This window comes from Flavobacterium eburneipallidum, from assembly GCF_027111355.2.
Taxonomy (GTDB): domain Bacteria; phylum Bacteroidota; class Bacteroidia; order Flavobacteriales; family Flavobacteriaceae; genus Flavobacterium; species Flavobacterium eburneipallidum.
On sequence record NZ_CP114291.2, the window covers coordinates 3067747 to 3083957 of the forward strand.

Genomic DNA, 16211 nt, shown 5'->3' on the forward strand with positions numbered 1-16211 from the left:
TAAATTTTTATTGAGTATTAATTATCAAATAAAGCGAATTTGTATTGGAAAACCTAATTCATAATTTTTAAGAACATACAATAAGTAGAAATTATATAAATAATACTTACAAATATATAATCGAATGCGTTTTCATACAAGTACATTTGCTACTGAATATCAACTTGTTGCCTTATGAGATTATCTATAAAATTCACTTTTTTTTTGCTATTATTAACTTCAGTTGTAGCCGATGCCCAAATTCAAGCATTGAATAGCAAAACCCAAATTCGAACCATGACCGAACGTTGGGAACTGGACACCACTGCTATAAGAGGAACGTTTCTATTAACCCCTTACAAACCGATTTATATTATAGCGGGAAAATATTCTAGCAATCCAAATGATCAACCTCATTCTGAAAATGATAGCCCTGAATATATTGTTCCGGAAGGCATTAATTATGACAATATAGAACTGAAATTTCAGTTGAGTTTTAAAACTAAAGTATTGCAAAGTTTTTTATGGGGTAAGGCTGATTTATGGATTGCTTATACTCAAAAATCATTTTGGCAAGTATATAACGCCGAACTTTCTAGACCATTCAGAGAAATTAATTACGAACCTGAAGTTATTTTAAATTTTCCTGTAAAGTTCAAAATTTTGGGTTTCAATACCCGAATGGTTGGAATTGCCTTTAATCATTTATCCAATGGAAAAAGCGAACCCTTTTCGAGAAGCTTGAATCGATTTATTGTTCATGCAGGTTTTGAACGCAAAAATTGGAATATTTATGTAAGATCTTGGTACGGAATGTCGGATAATGACAAAGACAATCCAGATATTTCGGATTATACAGGAAGAGCCGATTTGAATATTATTTATGCCAAAAACGGAAATGTTTTTTCTTTTATTGGAGGCTACAATATGAATTTTAATTCCAATCCAAGAGGTATTGCAGAATTTTCTTGGTCTTATCCTATCAAAAATAACTTAAAAGCTTACTTGCAAGTTTCTCACGGTTACGGAGAATCATTGATTGATTATAACCATCTTCAAACCAATGTTGGCGTTGGAATTTCCTTGATTGAGTGGTTATAAAAAACCCAACAAATTTTAAAACTTGTCGGGTTTACTATTTTAAATATTGCTACTGAACACTGATTACTATTCCTCCTCCCTCTGCCCCATCATCATTAGGAAAGCTTTCAAAAATTCGTCAATATCGCCATTCATCACGCCGTCCACATTACTGGTTTCATAACCGGTGCGAACGTCTTTGACCAATTTATAGGGTTGCATCACATAATTTCGAATTTGCGAACCCCATTCGATTTTCATTTTTCCAGCTTCAATATCCGAGCGTTGTGCTTGTTGCTTTTTCAATTCAATTTCATACAATTGCGATTTCAACATTTGCATGGCTCGGTTTCTGTTGTCGTGTTGCGAACGGGTTTCAGAGCATTGAATCTGAATTCCTGATGGTTTGTGAGTCAACTGAACTTTGGTTTCTACCTTGTTCACATTCTGACCACCAGCACCACTCGAACGAGAAGTAATAATTTCAATATCGGCAGGATTGATTTCAATTTCAATCGTATCATCCACTAACGGATAGACGTAAACCGAAGCAAAAGAAGTATGTCGTTTGGCATTACTATCAAAAGGAGAAATACGAACCAATCGATGTACGCCATTTTCGCCTTTGAGGTAACCAAAAGCAAAATCCCCTTCAATTTCTAATGTTACGGTTTTAATACCAGCCGCATCGCCTTCTTGATAATTCAGCTCTCGCAATTTGTATCCCGATTTTTCGGCCCACATCATGTACATTCGCATCATCATCGAAGCCCAATCACAACTTTCTGTTCCGCCAGCACCAGCCGTAATTTGCAAAACGGCACTCAAACTATCGCCTTCATCCGAAAGCATATTCTTAAATTCGATGGACTCAATATGGTTTTGAGTCGTGTTGTATTGCTCGTCTAATTCTTCTGCCGAAAGTTCGCCTTCTTTGTAGAATTCATACGCCAATTGCAACTCGTCAGCCAGTTCGACTGCTTTGTTGTAATCTTCAATCCATTTTTTCTTGGAACGAAGATTTTTGATATAAAGCTCGGCTTCCTTGGCGTTGTTCCAAAAGTCTGGAGCCAAAGTTTTTTCTTCTTCGTTGGTAATTTCTATTTGCTTGGCATCAACGTCAAAGATACCTCCTCAACGCACCAAGGCGCTCCACAATACCTTTTATTTGTTCGGTAGTTGTCATAAATTATATTTATTTTTGTGCCACAAAAATAGGAATTTTTTACAAAGGGACAAGTTTCGCTTGTCTGTACTTATATAAAATGAAATGCGAATAAATTTAGTCAGCGATACGGTTACCAAACCCACTCAAGAAATGTTACGCTTTATGTTTCAAGCCGAAGTAGGTGACGATGTCTATAAGCAAGACCCAACGGTTATTGAACTGGAAACTAAAGTAGCCGAAATGTTTGGCATGGAAGCAGGGCTTTTTTTTCCATCGGGAACCATGGCAAATCAAGTCGCTATAAAAGTACATACCCAACCTGGCGAACAATTAATTGCTGATAAATGGTCGCACGTTTTTAATTATGAAGGCGGTGGCGTTTCCTTTAACAGTGGCGTTTCTTGCTGTTTGTTAGATGGAAATCGTGGTATGATTACTGCCGATCAAGTTGCCAATGCTATTAATAATCCTGAATTTTATCACAGTCCGCTTACGAGTTTGGTTTGTGTAGAAAATACTACCAATAAAGGCGGAGGTGCTTGTTATGATTTTGAAGAATTCAAGAAAATCAGGCAAGTTTGTGATGCCAATAATTTAAAATTTCACTTGGATGGTGCCAGAATTTGGAATGCTTTGGTAGTTACGAATGATAATCCAGCAGACTACGGAAAAGTATTTGACACCATTTCTGTTTGTTTGTCCAAAGGATTAGGCGCACCAATAGGCTCTCTTTTATTATCCGACAAAAAAACAATTCACAAAGCCTTGCGAGTTCGAAAAATATTGGGTGGTGGAATGCGTCAAGTTGGCTATTTGGCAGCGGCCGGAATGTATGGCATTAGCAATAACATCGGAAGATTGGTTGACGATCACAGGCGTGCCAAAGAAATAGGTGCGGTTTTAGAAAAATTAAATTGGGTGGCTAAAGTAGAACCAATAGAAACCAATATTTTGATTTTCTCACTTCATCCGCAAGTTAGCGAAGCGGCTGTAATCGAAAAATTAAAAGAAAAAGGAATCGCAATTAGCTCCATGGGACATGGAAAATTACGAATTGTTACCCATTTGGATTATCGCGAAGTGATGCATAGTTATGTTTTGGAAACTTTGGAGAAGTTGTAAAATGAAGTTTATTTTCGAAACCAATTCTCCATTTTAATTCCTTCTAAATTTTCAAAATCTTTTTGATTATCAGTAACTAATATCAACTTATTTTTAATAGCTGTTACTCCAATTAATAGGTCAAATTCATCATTAATTGGTTTACCCAATTTTCTTAAACGAATCTTTTCTGTGGCATATTTTTTAATAGAACTATATATAGGAATGATTGATATCCCACTCAAAAACAAATCAACAGCTTGATTAGACTTCGTTGGATTCTCACTGTTTTCTGCACCAAAACGAAGTTCAAAAACTGTTATTTCTGAAATAAAACAATTTTCTTTACCTTTTTGCTTTATAATATCGTCCAGATTTAATTTTCCTCGTAAAAAGAAAACACAAATATTGGTATCTAATAAATATTGCATTAGAATTTAATTTCTTTCTTTATAAACTTTCTACTAGATTTAATTTCTTCAACGATTTCTTCAGCTGATTTTTCAGATCCAAAAGCTCCAAAAGATTTGAAAAAATCATCTTTTTTTAACGTTTTTTCCCTTTTTAGAGATTTTGTTAAACTTTCAATTAATTCAATTTTTGTTAATGAATTAAGTCCTTCAAACAACATTGAATAATTTTCTACAATATTTTTATTGGTGTAACTCATAATTTTTCTTTTATGTAAAGTTATGATTTTTATTAATTTAAAAACCAACCCCTAACTATTTCTTCATTTCCTCTAACATAGCAATAATTTTATCTAATTTCTCTGTATCCAGTTTGCTTAACATTAGGGTCAAAGCTTCAATTTCCTGCTTGGCTTCAATGTTGGTTTGATAATCAGCTTGAGCTTGCAATCGATCTCTTTCACTTTGTCTGTTTTGAGACATCATAATAATTGGCGCAGCATAAGCAGCTTGTGTCGAAAAAACAAGATTTAATAAAATAAACGGATAAGCATCCCAATGATACATGTAACCTACAACATTTAGACCCATCCACAGCGCAACAAATATGGTTTGCAAAATAATAAATCGCCATGATCCCATACCTTTAGCTACAGCATCGGCTAAACGTCCTCCGAATCCTGATTCTTCAGCGTGTTTTTTGTGCCAATTTATTGGATTTCTCATTTTGTATAAGGTATAACCATTAGCTTTAAGCGATTGGCTTTGATACTAATCGCTAAAAAGCTAATTACTCTTTTGTTTTATTTAAACATTTCATCCATTCCTGGAATCATTGGCATATCTACTTTGGCAACAGCATCTAATTCAGCCTGATGTACTTTTGCTGCTTTTTCGATAGCTTTATTTAAAGTCACAATTAAATAATCCTCCAGTTGTTCTTTGTCTTCCAATAAAGAATCATCAATTGAAAGTGATTTTAGCTTTCCATTGGCAGTAAATGTAACTTTTAAGGCTCCGTCGTTGCTTTGTTCGTCAATTAAAACGGAATCCATGCGTAGTTTTGTTTCTTCCATTTTGCGTTGGGTTTCTTTCAATTTGCCCATCATTCCCATTAAATCCATTTTGATCTTTTTTAAAAATTTGTGTTACAAAAATACAATTTGAAAAGGGATATTTGCTAAAATTTAACGAAATATTGAAGCATTCTAAATGCTCTTTATCTTATTTTTGCAAGCTATACACAAAATTGAAAGTTCAAAATATGTCAAAAATTACACAACCACCAGTCGCTAAAATAATTCCTAAAACATTAGAGAAATTCGGCGACGAAAGAATTGACAACTATTTTTGGCTAAACGATAGAGAAAACCCAGAAGTCATTGATTACTTGAACAAAGAAAATGACTATTACAATGAAATGACTGCTCATACCAAGGCTTTTCAAAAAGAATTGTTTGAGGAAATGAAGAGCCGAATTAAGGAAGACGATGAATCTGTACCTTATTTATACAACGGTTATTACTACATCACCCGTTTTGAAACTGGCAAAAATTACCCTATTTATTCCCGAAAAAAAGAAAGCCTTTTGGCAAAAGAAGAAATCATGTTTGATTGCAACACTATGGCAAAAGGACATGCGTATTTTCAATTGGGTGGTTTAAGCATAAGTCCTGATAATAAATTAGCCGTTTTTAGTATTGATGTTGTTGGGCGACGAATTTATGACATCCAAGTTAAAGACCTCGAAACAGGCGAAATTCTTTCTGATAAAATCGAAAAAGTGTCTGGAAGTGCCGTTTGGGCAAATGACAATCAGACTATTTTTTATTCTAGTCAGGACGAAGTTACCTTGCGTTCGGACAAAATTTTCAAACATAAATTAGGTACCAATCAAACCGATGACATTTTAATCTATTTCGAAAAAGACGAAACCTATAATGTAGAAATTGCCAAATCCAAATCCAGAAAATACCTAGCAATTGAATCAGGAAGCACTTTAACGACCGAATATCAAATACTAGAAGCTGACAATCCAGACGGAAAGTTCCGAATGTTTCAAAAAAGAGTTCGTGGTCTAGAATACAGCATCAATCATTATGGTGATAGTTTTTATATTATGACCAACAAGGATGAAGCAACTAATTTTAAGTTGATGAAAACCTTGGAAACCGCTACTACCAAAGAAAATTGGACAGAAGTGATTCCGCATCGTGAAGATGTTTTGTTGGAAGACATTGAGATTTTTAAAGATTTTTTGGTTCTAGAAGAGCGATGCAATGGCTTAAACAAAATTAGAATCATGCCTTGGAAAGGCGAAGGAGAATATTATTTGCCCTTTGAAAGCGAAACTTACACAGCTTACACCTCAACAAATGTTGATTTTGACACCGATGTTTTGCGTTATTCTTATCAATCGATGACCACACCTTCTTCGATTATTGATTTCAATATGAAAACCAAAACCAAAGAAATTAAAAAAGAACAACAGGTTTTAGGCGGGAAATTCGACAAAAATAACTATCTTGAGGAACGAATTTGGGCAACTGCAGAAGACGGAACAAAAATTCCAATTTCTGTGGTGTATAAAAAAGGACTAAAAAAAGACGGAAAGAGTCCATTGTTGCTCTATGCTTATGGATCTTATGGACATTCGATGGACGCTACTTTTTCTTCCACAAGATTAACATTATTAGACAGAGGGTTTATTTTTGCTATAGCTCATGTTCGCGGTGGAGAAGATTTAGGAAGACAATGGTATGAAGACGGTAAGTTGTTAAAAAAGAAAAATACGTTTACCGATTTTATTGATTGTTCTAAATTTGTAATCGAACAAAAATACACTTCTCCCGAACATTTATATGCCGAAGGAGGTTCTGCAGGAGGATTATTAATGGGAGCCATCATAAATATGGCACCAGAATTATACAACGGAATTATAGCTCAAGTTCCATTTGTAGATGTAATGACGACCATGCTAGACGAAACTATACCTTTGACAACAGGAGAATATGACGAATGGGGAAATCCAAACATTAAGAAATATTACAAGTATATGTTATCGTATTCACCTTACGATAATTTAAAAAAACAAAAATATCCTAATATGTATGTATCAACTGGTTTGCATGACTCCCAAGTACAATACTGGGAACCAGCTAAATGGGTTGCTAAAATTAGATCATTAAAAACAGAAGACACACTTTTATTTCTAGACACCAATATGGATGCAGGTCACGGAGGAGCCTCGGGACGCTTTGAAGCCATCAAAGAATTGGCAAAGGAATTCAGTTTTTTATTAGATTTAGAAAAAATTGAAAAGTAATTAGAAATTTTTCCCTAAATTTGCAAGGATTTTGGTTAAATTAAAAAGTGTCCTTGATTAACTATTTTTTTATGAAAAAAGAAATTAATGCTTATAATAATATTTTAGAATTAATAGGGAACACTCCACTTATTAAGCTAAATAGAGTTACCGAAGAATTAAAAGGAAATTTTTACGCTAAAATAGAAGCCTTTAATCCAGGTCATTCTACCAAAGATCGAATAGCTTTATTTATCATAGAAGAAGCCGAAAAAAGAGGAATTCTCTCTCCAGGCGACACCATCATCGAAACTACTTCAGGAAATACTGGATTTAGTTTAGCAATGGTAAGTATCATTAAAGGTTACAATTGTATATTAGCTGTTAGTTCAAAATCTTCCAAAGATAAAATTGATATGCTACGCAGTTTAGGGGCAAAAGTATATGTTTGTCCAGCACACGTTTCTGCCGATGATGAGCGTTCTTATTACAGTGTTGCCAAACGTTTGCACGAAGAAACAAAAGGATCTGTGTATATCAATCAATACTTCAATCAATTAAATATTGACGCACATTATAACACTACAGGGCCTGAAATTTGGGAACAAACTAACGGTCAAATCACACACCTTATTGCTTGTAGTGGAACTGGAGGAACAATTTCCGGAACAGCAAAATTCCTGAAAGAACAAAATCCTAATATTAGAATTTTAGGCGTTGATGCTTTTGGTTCCGTTTTGAAAAAATTCCACGAAACCAAAGAATTCGATAACAACGAAATTTACCCTTATAGAATAGAAGGTTTAGGTAAAAACCTAATTCCATCGGCTACAGACTTTGATGTGATTGATAGATTCATGAAAGTTACTGATGAGGAAAGTGCTCATTCTACTAGAGAATTGACTCGAAAAGAGGGTTTGTTTGTAGGTTACACTTCGGGAGCAGTACTTCAAGCTATAAAACAATATGCCGAAGAAGGCGAATTTGACGAAAACAGTAACATCATTGCTATTTTCCCTGACCATGGTTCTCGCTATATGAGTAAAGTATTTAGTGATACTTGGATGAACGAACAAGGATTCTTTGATAGTATCAACGAAGAAGAAGTTCAGAAAATAGAGTTTATAAAATAAGCTTCAGTGTTCAGTAATCAGAACGCAGTTTTCAGAAAACAGAAGGCAGTTTTATAAAACCCACATACAAAAAAATCCATTCTTGCGAATGGATTTTTTTATGAAATAATTCTAATTGATCTTATAAACTGAACACTAAATACTGAATACTGCTCACTAAAAATTACTCCTGCATCGTATGATACACGTTCATCACGTCATCATCTTCCTCTATTTTTTCGATTAGTTTTTCTACGTCAGCGATTTGTGCTTCTGTCAATTCTTTGGTGATTTGTGGAATTCTCTCAAAACCAGAAGAAAGAATTTCAATTCCTCGACTTTCCAATTCTTTTTGAATGGTTCCAAAACTACCAAAAGGCGCATAAATCAAGATTCCGTCTTCATCTTCAAAAACCTCTTCGGCACCAAAATCAATTAATTCTAATTCTAATTCTTCTGGATCTAAACCTGCTGCTGGAATTCGGAAGTTACAGGTGTGGTCGAACATAAATTCTACCGAACCTTGCGTTCCAAAAGTTCCGTTGCATTTATTAAAATAACTACGAATATTAGCTACCGTTCTGTTATTATTATCAGTTGCAGTTTCAACTAAAATAGCGATTCCGTGTGGCGCATAACCTTCAAACAAAACTTCTTTATAGTTGGCAGTATCTTTGTCGGTTGCTTTTTTGATGGCGCGCTCCACATTCTCTTTTGGCATATTTACTGCCTTTGAATTCTGGATTACTGCTCTTAATCTCGAGTTGGCTTCAGGATTCGGACCACCTTCCTTTACAGCCATTACAATATCTTTTCCAATTCTGGTAAATGCTTTGGCCATTGCCGACCAACGCTTCATTTTTCTACCTTTTCTGAACTCAAACGCTCTTCCCATTTCTAATTATTATTTTGAACTGCAAAAATACAGTTATTAGTTATTTTTACAACTATTTTTTTAATCAATTGGCACATATCGAGCAATAAAATTATCGCCCGTAACATTCCAATTATTAAGAACATTGGTTCTTTCGGTGTTGAATTTATTGATGGTTCGGTTATAATTCCCGACTTCTTTATTCAGTTCGTTGACCAATTTATTGAAGTTGTCAACTTCCTCTTTCGAACGATTTCCCGCCGATTTATTATCCATCACTTTCTTATTTTCTTGGAATTTTTGGTTCAGTATCATAAACGAAACTACTGATGGACTCAACTCCAATGCTTCTTTTTTGCTGAATTCCAATTCTTTTTTAGTTGCAAGTACCAAAGACATATCGTTTTTATAAGCTTTGAAAGTCTTCAATTTCTCCAAACCTTCGTTAGCATATTGCTCCAAGGCATTTGCATTTTGTTGAATAGCACTCAAATCATTCGCTTGAATCGCTTTCAACAAAACAGATTCAGTAAAATTGACTTTGAAAAAAATTAAATACAATTGCGTATGATTTTCGAAAACCTCGTTCGAGATCTTCATTTTTTTGCCCAATTCACTGGTATCTTCCCCTATTTGAATGTTGTATTTATTCGCAAATACTTTTTGGTTGGCATTCAATTTATCTACTTCTGCATTGATTTTTTCGTTGACCAAATCTCTTGCCATAATGTAAGCTTCCATGTAATCATAAGATTGTTCAGCCACTTCCTGCATGTCAATAATCTTCTCATATTCCTGATTGATATTTTTCTCGGAAATAGCCAAATAAGCTAACAATTGATCTCTGTATTCCACATCTCCTTTGTAACCATCCTTCAAAGCTTCGATTTTCTTGCTAGCATTTTGAATACTTTTCACCAATGCTTTTCGGGTAGCATCAATCCTTCTAGCGTTTTTTGTATGTGCGACCGTTTTAGTGTATTTCCAAGTATTGCGAGTGATTACATCGGTTTCTTTACCTATATAATTCAGATAATCGACTGGTGTTTTAAAATCTTGTGCAGTTGCAATAGTTAGTGTACAGAAAAATAAAAGCGAATTCAGAAGTTTTTTCATAAGTGGTTATTTTTTTAAATTATTGAAGTCGTTTAGTATAGCCACGGCTTCTTCGATATAAGGGTTGGTTTTTAGCTCTTTGATTTTAAACGCATTTATTTCCTGCTGAAAAGGGTCAAATGCGACTTTTTCGGCATCATACGAATTATTGGTTATAGTGCAATTGGTTTCGGTTTTGGTTATTTTTTTTACCTGTTTCCAAAGCAAATCTATTTCGTGAACATCCGCAAATACTTTCTTAAACGTTAACGGCAAAGGTTTTTTCGGGTCGTTGTAAAGCGCATTAATCTTTACATTTACCGAAAGAATTTCATTGAAACGAGCATTATTTCTCGACCTCAAATTGCTCTTTTCTATCAATGTTGGATAATATTCTTTAGAAAAAGCATTGAACTTTGCTTTTGTTGTAATCCTATCATATTCCAAAGCCGTTTTGAAACTATTTTCTCTTTGAACAATACTATCATACAAAACAGGAAGCGCAATATCCGGAAGTACTCCTTTTACTTGATGGCTATCGCCTGTAACTCGGTAAAATTTCTCTAAAGTTAGTTTCACAAAATCCTGCTGTTTTCCATCCAATGGCAAGATGGATTGCATCGTAGCTTTGCCCAATGTTTTACTACCTACAATAATCGCACGATTGTAATCTTGCATCGCAGCCGCAAAAAATTCACTCGCCGAAGCCGAATTTCCATTAATCAAAATCACGATAGGCCCAAAGTAAACGCTTCCTCGATTGAAATCCTTTAGAATTGTGTGTTTCTTTTTATTATTGACCAAAACCGAAACAGGACCAAAATCGACAAACATTCCGACTAATTTCACGGCTTCTTCCATCGAGCCACCACCATTATTTTGAAGATCAATAACAAGTCCTTCAATCTTATCTTTTTTAAGTTTGGTAATTTCTTTTGCTACATCATCAGCGCAACCTTGTGGACTGAATCCGTCAAAATCGGAATAAAAATTAGGAATATTGATGTAGCCAATTTTGGAATCTTTCTCGGCAATAAAACTAAAAACCGCATTATTGGTTGCTTTCATTACTTGTTTTTTCAACAAAACAGGAAGAATAGTTCCGTTTTTCTTCTGAATCGTCAACTCGATTTCTTTATTAGTGTCCGAAAAAATAAGTTCACCGATTTTATCCAACGAAGCGCAGGAAACAGAATACTCCTCTCCTTTTGTATTCGAAACTTTCAAAATAACATCGTCTTTTTCCAGTTTTTTAGACTTTTCGGCTGGCCCACCTGGTACAATTTCCGAAACGACAATTTCCTCTTTTTCATTCAAACTAACATTGATTCCTAGTGACAAACCGCTGGTGGATAAGCTTGACATGAAACTACTTTTGGCTTCCAATGAAAAATAATTGGTATGAGGATCAAAATAGGCACAAAAAATATTGAGAAAATCATTTTTAAGATCGTAGTCAATTCCTTTTGGAGCATTGAGGATACCATTCAATTTACACAAATAGGTTTCGAAAGTTTTGGCTTTTGAAATTTTTTCAAGTTTAGAAAAATGAGGCGTTAACGAATCCAGATTGGCACTCATTTTTGAAACATCTTCCAGAATATCATACCGCACTCTTTTACGCCAAACCCTTTCAAAATCTTTAATTCCTAGATCAAATGGAAAACTTTTTTTAGAGAATTTAACCGTGTCTTTACTGTTATAATCCAAGACTTCAGTTTGAATTTTTTCGAGCGTTTTTTTCTTTCTTTCAAGTGCTAATTTATACGTGGAAACAAACTCATCTATAAAAGAACAGTTTTCGTCCAAGATGTAATTATCCAGCAAAAGTCTATGTTTACGAAGGTTTTGATATTCGGTTTTGGTGAATAAATTGCGCCCCGCATCCAAACCATCTATAAAGGTATCAAAAACATAGACCGACAAACTATCGTCAACGGATTTGGGTTGGTAATGTTCGCGTTGGATCAGAACATTTATTTTGGAAAGGAGTTCACAGGTTTTGGCACTATTTTGTCCCAATAGCGAAAAGGTTGTCAAGAATAATACGAGTGAAAGCTTCTTCATTTGCGAGTTTATTAGTGCAATTTAAAATAAAAATACCGCAAATTCACAAATTATTACACCTATTTGATATTGTATTGTTTTGCCGCAGATTCGCAGATTTTAATCTTTGTTTAAAATTATAAAATTTAGATTATAAAAAAATCTGCGAATCTGCGGCTTAAATTTTCTTCGAAATTCGAATCCTTATTTCTTATAAAACGGCAGTTTTACCACTTTGGCTGGAACATCATTTTTTCGGATTCGGATAAAAATATCGCTGCCAATACTGCTGTTTTCCGTTGTTACATATCCCAATCCAATACCTACATTCATCGATGGCGACATGGTTCCCGAAGTTACTTCGCCAATGACAGTTCCCGAAGCATCCACAATATCATAATGTTGCCTTGGTACAGCGCGTTCCTGCATTTCGAAACCAATTAGTTTTTTAGTAACGCCCGCTTCTTTTTGTTTTTTCAGATTATCCGAATTGGTAAATTCTTTATTGAATTTCGTAATCCATCCCAAACCAGCTTCGAGTGGCGAAGTCGTATCGTTGATGTCGTTGCCGTACAAACAGAAACCCATTTCCAAACGCAAGGTATCACGAGCTGCCAAACCAATAGGCTTGATTCCGTAAGAGGCTCCCGCTTCAAAAACTTTGTTCCAAAGCTGTTCTACTTCTATATTCTTGCAGTAAATCTCGAAACCTCCAGAACCTGTATAACCCGTTGCCGAAATAATCACGTGTTCGATTCCTGCAAAATCACCTACTTCAAAATGATAATACTCAATCGCTGATAAATCAACTGAAGTTAGACTTTGCATGGCTTCCACGGCTTTTGGTCCTTGAATCGCCAATAGAGAATAATCGTCTGAAAGGTTTTTCATTTCTACACCCAAATCATTTTGAGCCGAAATCCAATCCCAATCTTTGTCGATATTCGAAGCATTTACGACCAATAAATATTGCTCGTCTTTTATTTTATACACCAATAAATCATCTACAATTCCGCCATCATTGTTTGGCAAACAAGAATATTGCGCTCTGCCAATGGTCAAAGTCGAAGCATCGTTCGAAGTCACTTTTTGAATCAACGCCAAAGCATTTTCGCCAGTCAACAAAAATTCGCCCATGTGCGACACATCAAAAACACCCACTGCATTACGAACCACTTCGTGTTCAGCATTTACGCCTTCGTATAAAATTGGCATATTGTATCCAGCAAACGGAAGCATTTTGGCTCCCAAACTCTCGTGTATGTGCGTTAGCGCAGTATTTTTCATGGTGATTTTTACTAAAATTTGAAGCCGCTAAAGTATCGATTTTTTATGGAGTGGCAAAGGGGATTTTAATTGGCTTTCGTATAAAAAAATCGACACGAATTACACAAATTATCACGGATTGCGATTTGTTTTAATTACTGCCGCTAGTACGAGGAGATATAATTTTGTTATAAATAATAACGTTTTTATCTAATTCCTTTTTTAATTTGAACTGTAATGGATTCCAATCTTTTATATCTGGTTGTTTAAGTGTTGGACTAAAAAATAATATCTCTTGCCCAATTCTTGAGTTATATGCTGTGTGGTTAAATGAATATTCTTTTTTATTACAATCAAAATATAATTTTCGTATTTCGGGAACATTATCGTAAGAAACTATCCATTTTATGTTTTTAATATTTTTAATTTTCTCACTAACATTTAAATGACTGTCATCTTGATAATGATTCATATATAATGAACTTGCCTTTAAATAGTATGGAGGATCAAAATAAAATACAATATTTTCGTCAATTGCTTCTTGTTGAATTTTATCAATAAGTTTGATTGCATCTTTTTTATATAATCTGATAGATTTTTTTCTTTCGGCAATTTTTTTAATTCTCCCAATTAATTCAAATCTATTAAAACGACAATCCATTAAATAATTTCCGTTTTGTTTCATTCCACCCATAACTCCAGCATTAATAATTCCAGATCGATTTGTTCGGTTTAAATAGAATGTTGAAAAACCTAAATCTAATAAATCAGCTGTTTTTTTATTATCTTGTATTTCTTTTTGTTTTCTCCATTCAGTAATTGTAAGCTCTGCATTTTCAATTAAGTTACAGAGTTCTTTAGTTTTATTTAGTACACAATACCAAAAAGCATAAATTGACCTGTCTTTGTCATTTATTGTGATTTTTGAAACAAATCCTTCCAATAATAAAAATACTGCGACTGAAGCTCCACCAGAATATGGCTCAACATAGTGTCCATTAATATTATTATCTAAACAAATTTTTGCAATAAATGCAGATAATTTATTTTTTCCTCCAGGATATCTTAATGGCGAATAGAACATGTTTTATTTACTGAAATAGAATTTGATTATATCGGCTATTACTTTGGAGCTCTCCAAAATATCATTTTCAATAGTTAAAAGATTTCCGTGAGCAAACTTACCTAATAAACCTTCAATATCAGAATTTTTAGCTAACCAACTTTTAGTCAAGGAAAAGAAATTTATTTCATTTTGTTCTAAAATCATATCTGTTCCTGCTTGTTTTAGAAATTTTTTATAAATCTGGTCACTTTTAGAAATTTCAGGGTCATCATTATAATGAACTCTCGCAGCTACTTCTAATAGTAGCCTTAATGACATTCCAATAATTGGTAATACAGTTTTATCTTTTCTATGGTTATCATAAATTAGTACTATTGCTCTATACAAATCATTAACTTTTCCTTTTTTTAATTCTAATGTACCTCCAAATAATAAATCAATGGGTTTTGTTATTGGTGTCTTTCTTGGCGTTTTACTTGCTTCATCATTTTCTTTGACTACATGAGCTTTAAGCGGATAAGATTTTTTATTTTTATCATACGGAGCAACAAAATCTTTTAATTTTGGTTCATTTTCAAGTAAAGGTTCTAAAAGTTTTCCTCTATTTTTTCTTGTACTAATTTTTTTTGAAGTTATTGCTTTATCAATTTCTTTAAATATAGTGCTTGATTGTTCTTCCGTATAGTTTGAGATAAAACCTTTATTAGGCTCAAACTTAAAACCAATTGCTTTTAAATTATCATTATTCAAAACTTCTTCTTTAACAAACCGTTGGTTTAGATGATGGTTTTGACTTATTAAACCTGTTTGTTCTTCAAACCATAGAAAATCACTTTTCTGTTGTCCTCTATGAATATGTAAAAAATAATCTCTTTCTAGTGGTTTCCATGTCCCATCGTCAATATGCTTCCTTTCAATATTGTTTAATGCTATTGAGCTTTCACAAAGATTACAAGGAATTTCTTTGAGACTTACTAGTTCGTCTACGTTTTTGTATTTTAGCTTAATACCTTGCTCTAAATATTCTTTTTCATTTTGTAAATATTTAAGTATTGCAATTCTACGATTTCCGTCATAAACAATAAATTTCCCATCTTTTAAAACAACAGTAGGTAGTTCACTTAAATCGTAATAGCTACCCATATCAAGAATGAGTTTCTGTAAATTCCATTTTTTATCATCATTTATTGCCCTCTCAATAATTTCAAAATCTGATAAATTAACATCAATTGGATCTCTTGGATTTTCACTCCATAAATTTAAATGTTCAACTTTAATGTGTTTAATCTCTTGCTTATTCATGTGCTGATTTTTGAAAATTATTATCAATTCTTAACTTTAATTATTTTGGTTAAAGCCATTTATAATACATTAGTTAGATTATATTTGTTATTCCAATAATTAATCAAACCTAACAATTTCCCTTACAAAAACCTAATCTCCTCAAAAAATAAATTCCTGTAAACCAGCAATTCTTTCAATTTCATACCAAAACATTAAAAATCTGTGTTAATCCGTGAAATCTGTGGCAAATTTTTTCAAGCACACTAATAAACAAATTCTTCATTCGTCAAATTCAAATCAGGTATTGGAAACTTTAAACTTCGGATAAAAATTTTGTGGAATTTCACCTTTGTCAAAGTTCAAAACTTTGACAAAGGTTTCCTTAAGGTTTTATCCCACTTTAAACTTACTCGTTTTTGTGATTCA

The 16211-nt window shown here is 33.6% G+C and carries 15 protein-coding genes; 4 read left to right on the plus strand and 11 right to left on the minus strand.

Features of this window, described 5'->3' with window-relative positions; genetic code table 11:
• Positions 1 to 174: 174 nt before the first annotated feature.
• A complete protein-coding gene (locus OZP15_RS12950) occupies positions 175 to 1080 on the plus strand; it encodes a phospholipase A (RefSeq protein WP_281336318.1) in 906 nt (301 codons plus the stop codon).
• Positions 1081 to 1146: 66 nt separating this feature from the next.
• Here the strand turns inward: OZP15_RS12950 and prfB are convergent.
• Positions 1147 to 2245 (minus strand): peptide chain release factor 2 gene (gene prfB / locus OZP15_RS12955; RefSeq protein WP_281336319.1). Its coding sequence is split into 2 segments (ribosomal slippage): positions 1147 to 2181 and positions 2183 to 2245, totalling 1098 coding nucleotides; the frame shifts between segments, so codons are not numbered across the junction.
• Positions 2246 to 2329: 84 nt separating this feature from the next.
• Between prfB and OZP15_RS12960 the strand changes: the two genes are divergently transcribed.
• Entirely contained in the window at positions 2330 to 3349 is a 1020-nt protein-coding gene (locus tag OZP15_RS12960; RefSeq protein WP_281336320.1) for a threonine aldolase family protein, read from the plus strand.
• Positions 3350 to 3357: 8 nt separating this feature from the next.
• Here OZP15_RS12960 and OZP15_RS12965 read toward each other — a convergent pair whose 3' ends face one another.
• The 4 genes from OZP15_RS12965 to OZP15_RS12980 all read right to left on the minus strand — a co-directional run bounded on the left by OZP15_RS12965 (position 3358) and on the right by OZP15_RS12980 (position 4862).
• Positions 3358 to 3759: a PIN domain-containing protein gene (locus tag OZP15_RS12965; RefSeq protein ID WP_269225861.1), complete on the minus strand. Its 402-nt coding sequence runs from the start codon at positions 3757 to 3759 to the stop codon at positions 3358 to 3360.
• Positions 3759 to 3998 carry a hypothetical protein gene (locus tag OZP15_RS12970; RefSeq protein WP_269225862.1) on the minus strand — a complete coding sequence of 80 codons (240 nt, stop codon included), beginning with the start codon at positions 3996 to 3998 and terminating at the stop codon, positions 3759 to 3761. The genes OZP15_RS12965 and OZP15_RS12970 overlap by 1 nt, the downstream gene beginning before the upstream one ends.
• Before the next feature lie 55 nt (positions 3999 to 4053).
• Positions 4054 to 4464, minus strand: a complete 411-nt coding sequence (locus OZP15_RS12975; protein ID WP_269225863.1) for a DUF1003 domain-containing protein — start codon at positions 4462 to 4464, stop codon at positions 4054 to 4056.
• Between the two features lie 77 nt (positions 4465 to 4541).
• Positions 4542 to 4862 carry a YbaB/EbfC family nucleoid-associated protein gene (locus tag OZP15_RS12980; protein WP_269225864.1) on the minus strand — a complete coding sequence of 107 codons (321 nt, stop codon included), beginning with the start codon at positions 4860 to 4862 and terminating at the stop codon, positions 4542 to 4544.
• A gap of 140 nt (positions 4863 to 5002) precedes the next feature.
• On the opposite strand from OZP15_RS12980, the gene OZP15_RS12985 reads away from it, so the two are divergent.
• Together OZP15_RS12985 and capA are read left to right on the plus strand one after the other, a co-directional pair.
• Positions 5003 to 7063, plus strand: a complete 2061-nt coding sequence (locus tag OZP15_RS12985) for a S9 family peptidase (protein WP_281336321.1) — start codon at positions 5003 to 5005, stop codon at positions 7061 to 7063.
• A 71-nt stretch (positions 7064 to 7134) separates the two neighbouring features.
• Entirely contained in the window at positions 7135 to 8175 is a 1041-nt protein-coding gene (capA, locus tag OZP15_RS12990) for a cysteate synthase (RefSeq protein WP_281336322.1), read from the plus strand.
• A 163-nt stretch (positions 8176 to 8338) separates the two neighbouring features.
• On the opposite strand, the gene OZP15_RS12995 is transcribed toward capA, so the two are convergent.
• The 6 genes from OZP15_RS12995 to OZP15_RS13020 all read right to left on the minus strand — a co-directional run bounded on the left by OZP15_RS12995 (position 8339) and on the right by OZP15_RS13020 (position 15803).
• Entirely contained in the window at positions 8339 to 9049 is a 711-nt protein-coding gene (locus tag OZP15_RS12995) for a YebC/PmpR family DNA-binding transcriptional regulator (protein ID WP_269225865.1), read from the minus strand.
• 60 nt (positions 9050 to 9109) lie between these two features.
• Positions 9110 to 10144: an LIC11966 family surface protein gene (locus OZP15_RS13000; RefSeq protein WP_269225866.1), complete on the minus strand. Its 1035-nt coding sequence runs from the start codon at positions 10142 to 10144 to the stop codon at positions 9110 to 9112.
• Positions 10145 to 10150: 6 nt separating this feature from the next.
• Positions 10151 to 12190 (minus strand): carboxy terminal-processing peptidase, encoded by a 2040-nt coding sequence (locus tag OZP15_RS13005; RefSeq protein WP_281336323.1) that lies wholly within the window; start codon positions 12188 to 12190, stop codon positions 10151 to 10153.
• A 183-nt stretch (positions 12191 to 12373) separates the two neighbouring features.
• On the minus strand, positions 12374 to 13456 hold the full coding sequence (gene gcvT, locus OZP15_RS13010) for a glycine cleavage system aminomethyltransferase GcvT (RefSeq protein WP_281336324.1): 1083 nt from the start codon (positions 13454 to 13456) through the stop codon (positions 12374 to 12376).
• Positions 13457 to 13586: 130 nt separating this feature from the next.
• On the minus strand, positions 13587 to 14519 hold the full coding sequence (locus tag OZP15_RS13015; RefSeq protein WP_281336325.1) for a DNA adenine methylase: 933 nt from the start codon (positions 14517 to 14519) through the stop codon (positions 13587 to 13589).
• 3 nt (positions 14520 to 14522) lie between these two features.
• On the minus strand, positions 14523 to 15803 hold the full coding sequence (locus OZP15_RS13020) for a hypothetical protein (protein ID WP_281336326.1): 1281 nt from the start codon (positions 15801 to 15803) through the stop codon (positions 14523 to 14525).
• Between the last annotated feature and the right edge of the window lie 408 nt (positions 15804 to 16211).

What these genes read in the sequence shown, in the direction of transcription:
- OZP15_RS12950 (WP_281336318.1), top strand. Translation starts at nt 175, where the DNA reads ATGAGATTATCTATAAAATTCACTTTTTTTTTGCTATTATTAACTTCA.
- OZP15_RS12960 (WP_281336320.1), top strand. Translation starts at nt 2,330, where the DNA reads ATGCGAATAAATTTAGTCAGCGATACGGTTACCAAACCCACTCAAGAA.
- OZP15_RS12965 (WP_269225861.1), bottom strand. Translation starts at nt 3,759, where the DNA reads ATGCAATATTTATTAGATACCAATATTTGTGTTTTCTTTTTACGAGGA.
- OZP15_RS12970 (WP_269225862.1), bottom strand. Translation starts at nt 3,998, where the DNA reads ATGAGTTACACCAATAAAAATATTGTAGAAAATTATTCAATGTTGTTT.
- OZP15_RS12975 (WP_269225863.1), bottom strand. Translation starts at nt 4,464, where the DNA reads ATGAGAAATCCAATAAATTGGCACAAAAAACACGCTGAAGAATCAGGA.
- OZP15_RS12980 (WP_269225864.1), bottom strand. Translation starts at nt 4,862, where the DNA reads ATGGATTTAATGGGAATGATGGGCAAATTGAAAGAAACCCAACGCAAA.
- OZP15_RS12985 (WP_281336321.1), top strand. Translation starts at nt 5,003, where the DNA reads ATGTCAAAAATTACACAACCACCAGTCGCTAAAATAATTCCTAAAACA.
- capA (WP_281336322.1), top strand. Translation starts at nt 7,135, where the DNA reads ATGAAAAAAGAAATTAATGCTTATAATAATATTTTAGAATTAATAGGG.
- OZP15_RS12995 (WP_269225865.1), bottom strand. Translation starts at nt 9,049, where the DNA reads ATGGGAAGAGCGTTTGAGTTCAGAAAAGGTAGAAAAATGAAGCGTTGG.
- OZP15_RS13000 (WP_269225866.1), bottom strand. Translation starts at nt 10,144, where the DNA reads ATGAAAAAACTTCTGAATTCGCTTTTATTTTTCTGTACACTAACTATT.
- OZP15_RS13005 (WP_281336323.1), bottom strand. Translation starts at nt 12,190, where the DNA reads ATGAAGAAGCTTTCACTCGTATTATTCTTGACAACCTTTTCGCTATTG.
- gcvT (WP_281336324.1), bottom strand. Translation starts at nt 13,456, where the DNA reads ATGAAAAATACTGCGCTAACGCACATACACGAGAGTTTGGGAGCCAAA.
- OZP15_RS13015 (WP_281336325.1), bottom strand. Translation starts at nt 14,519, where the DNA reads ATGTTCTATTCGCCATTAAGATATCCTGGAGGAAAAAATAAATTATCT.
- OZP15_RS13020 (WP_281336326.1), bottom strand. Translation starts at nt 15,803, where the DNA reads ATGAATAAGCAAGAGATTAAACACATTAAAGTTGAACATTTAAATTTA.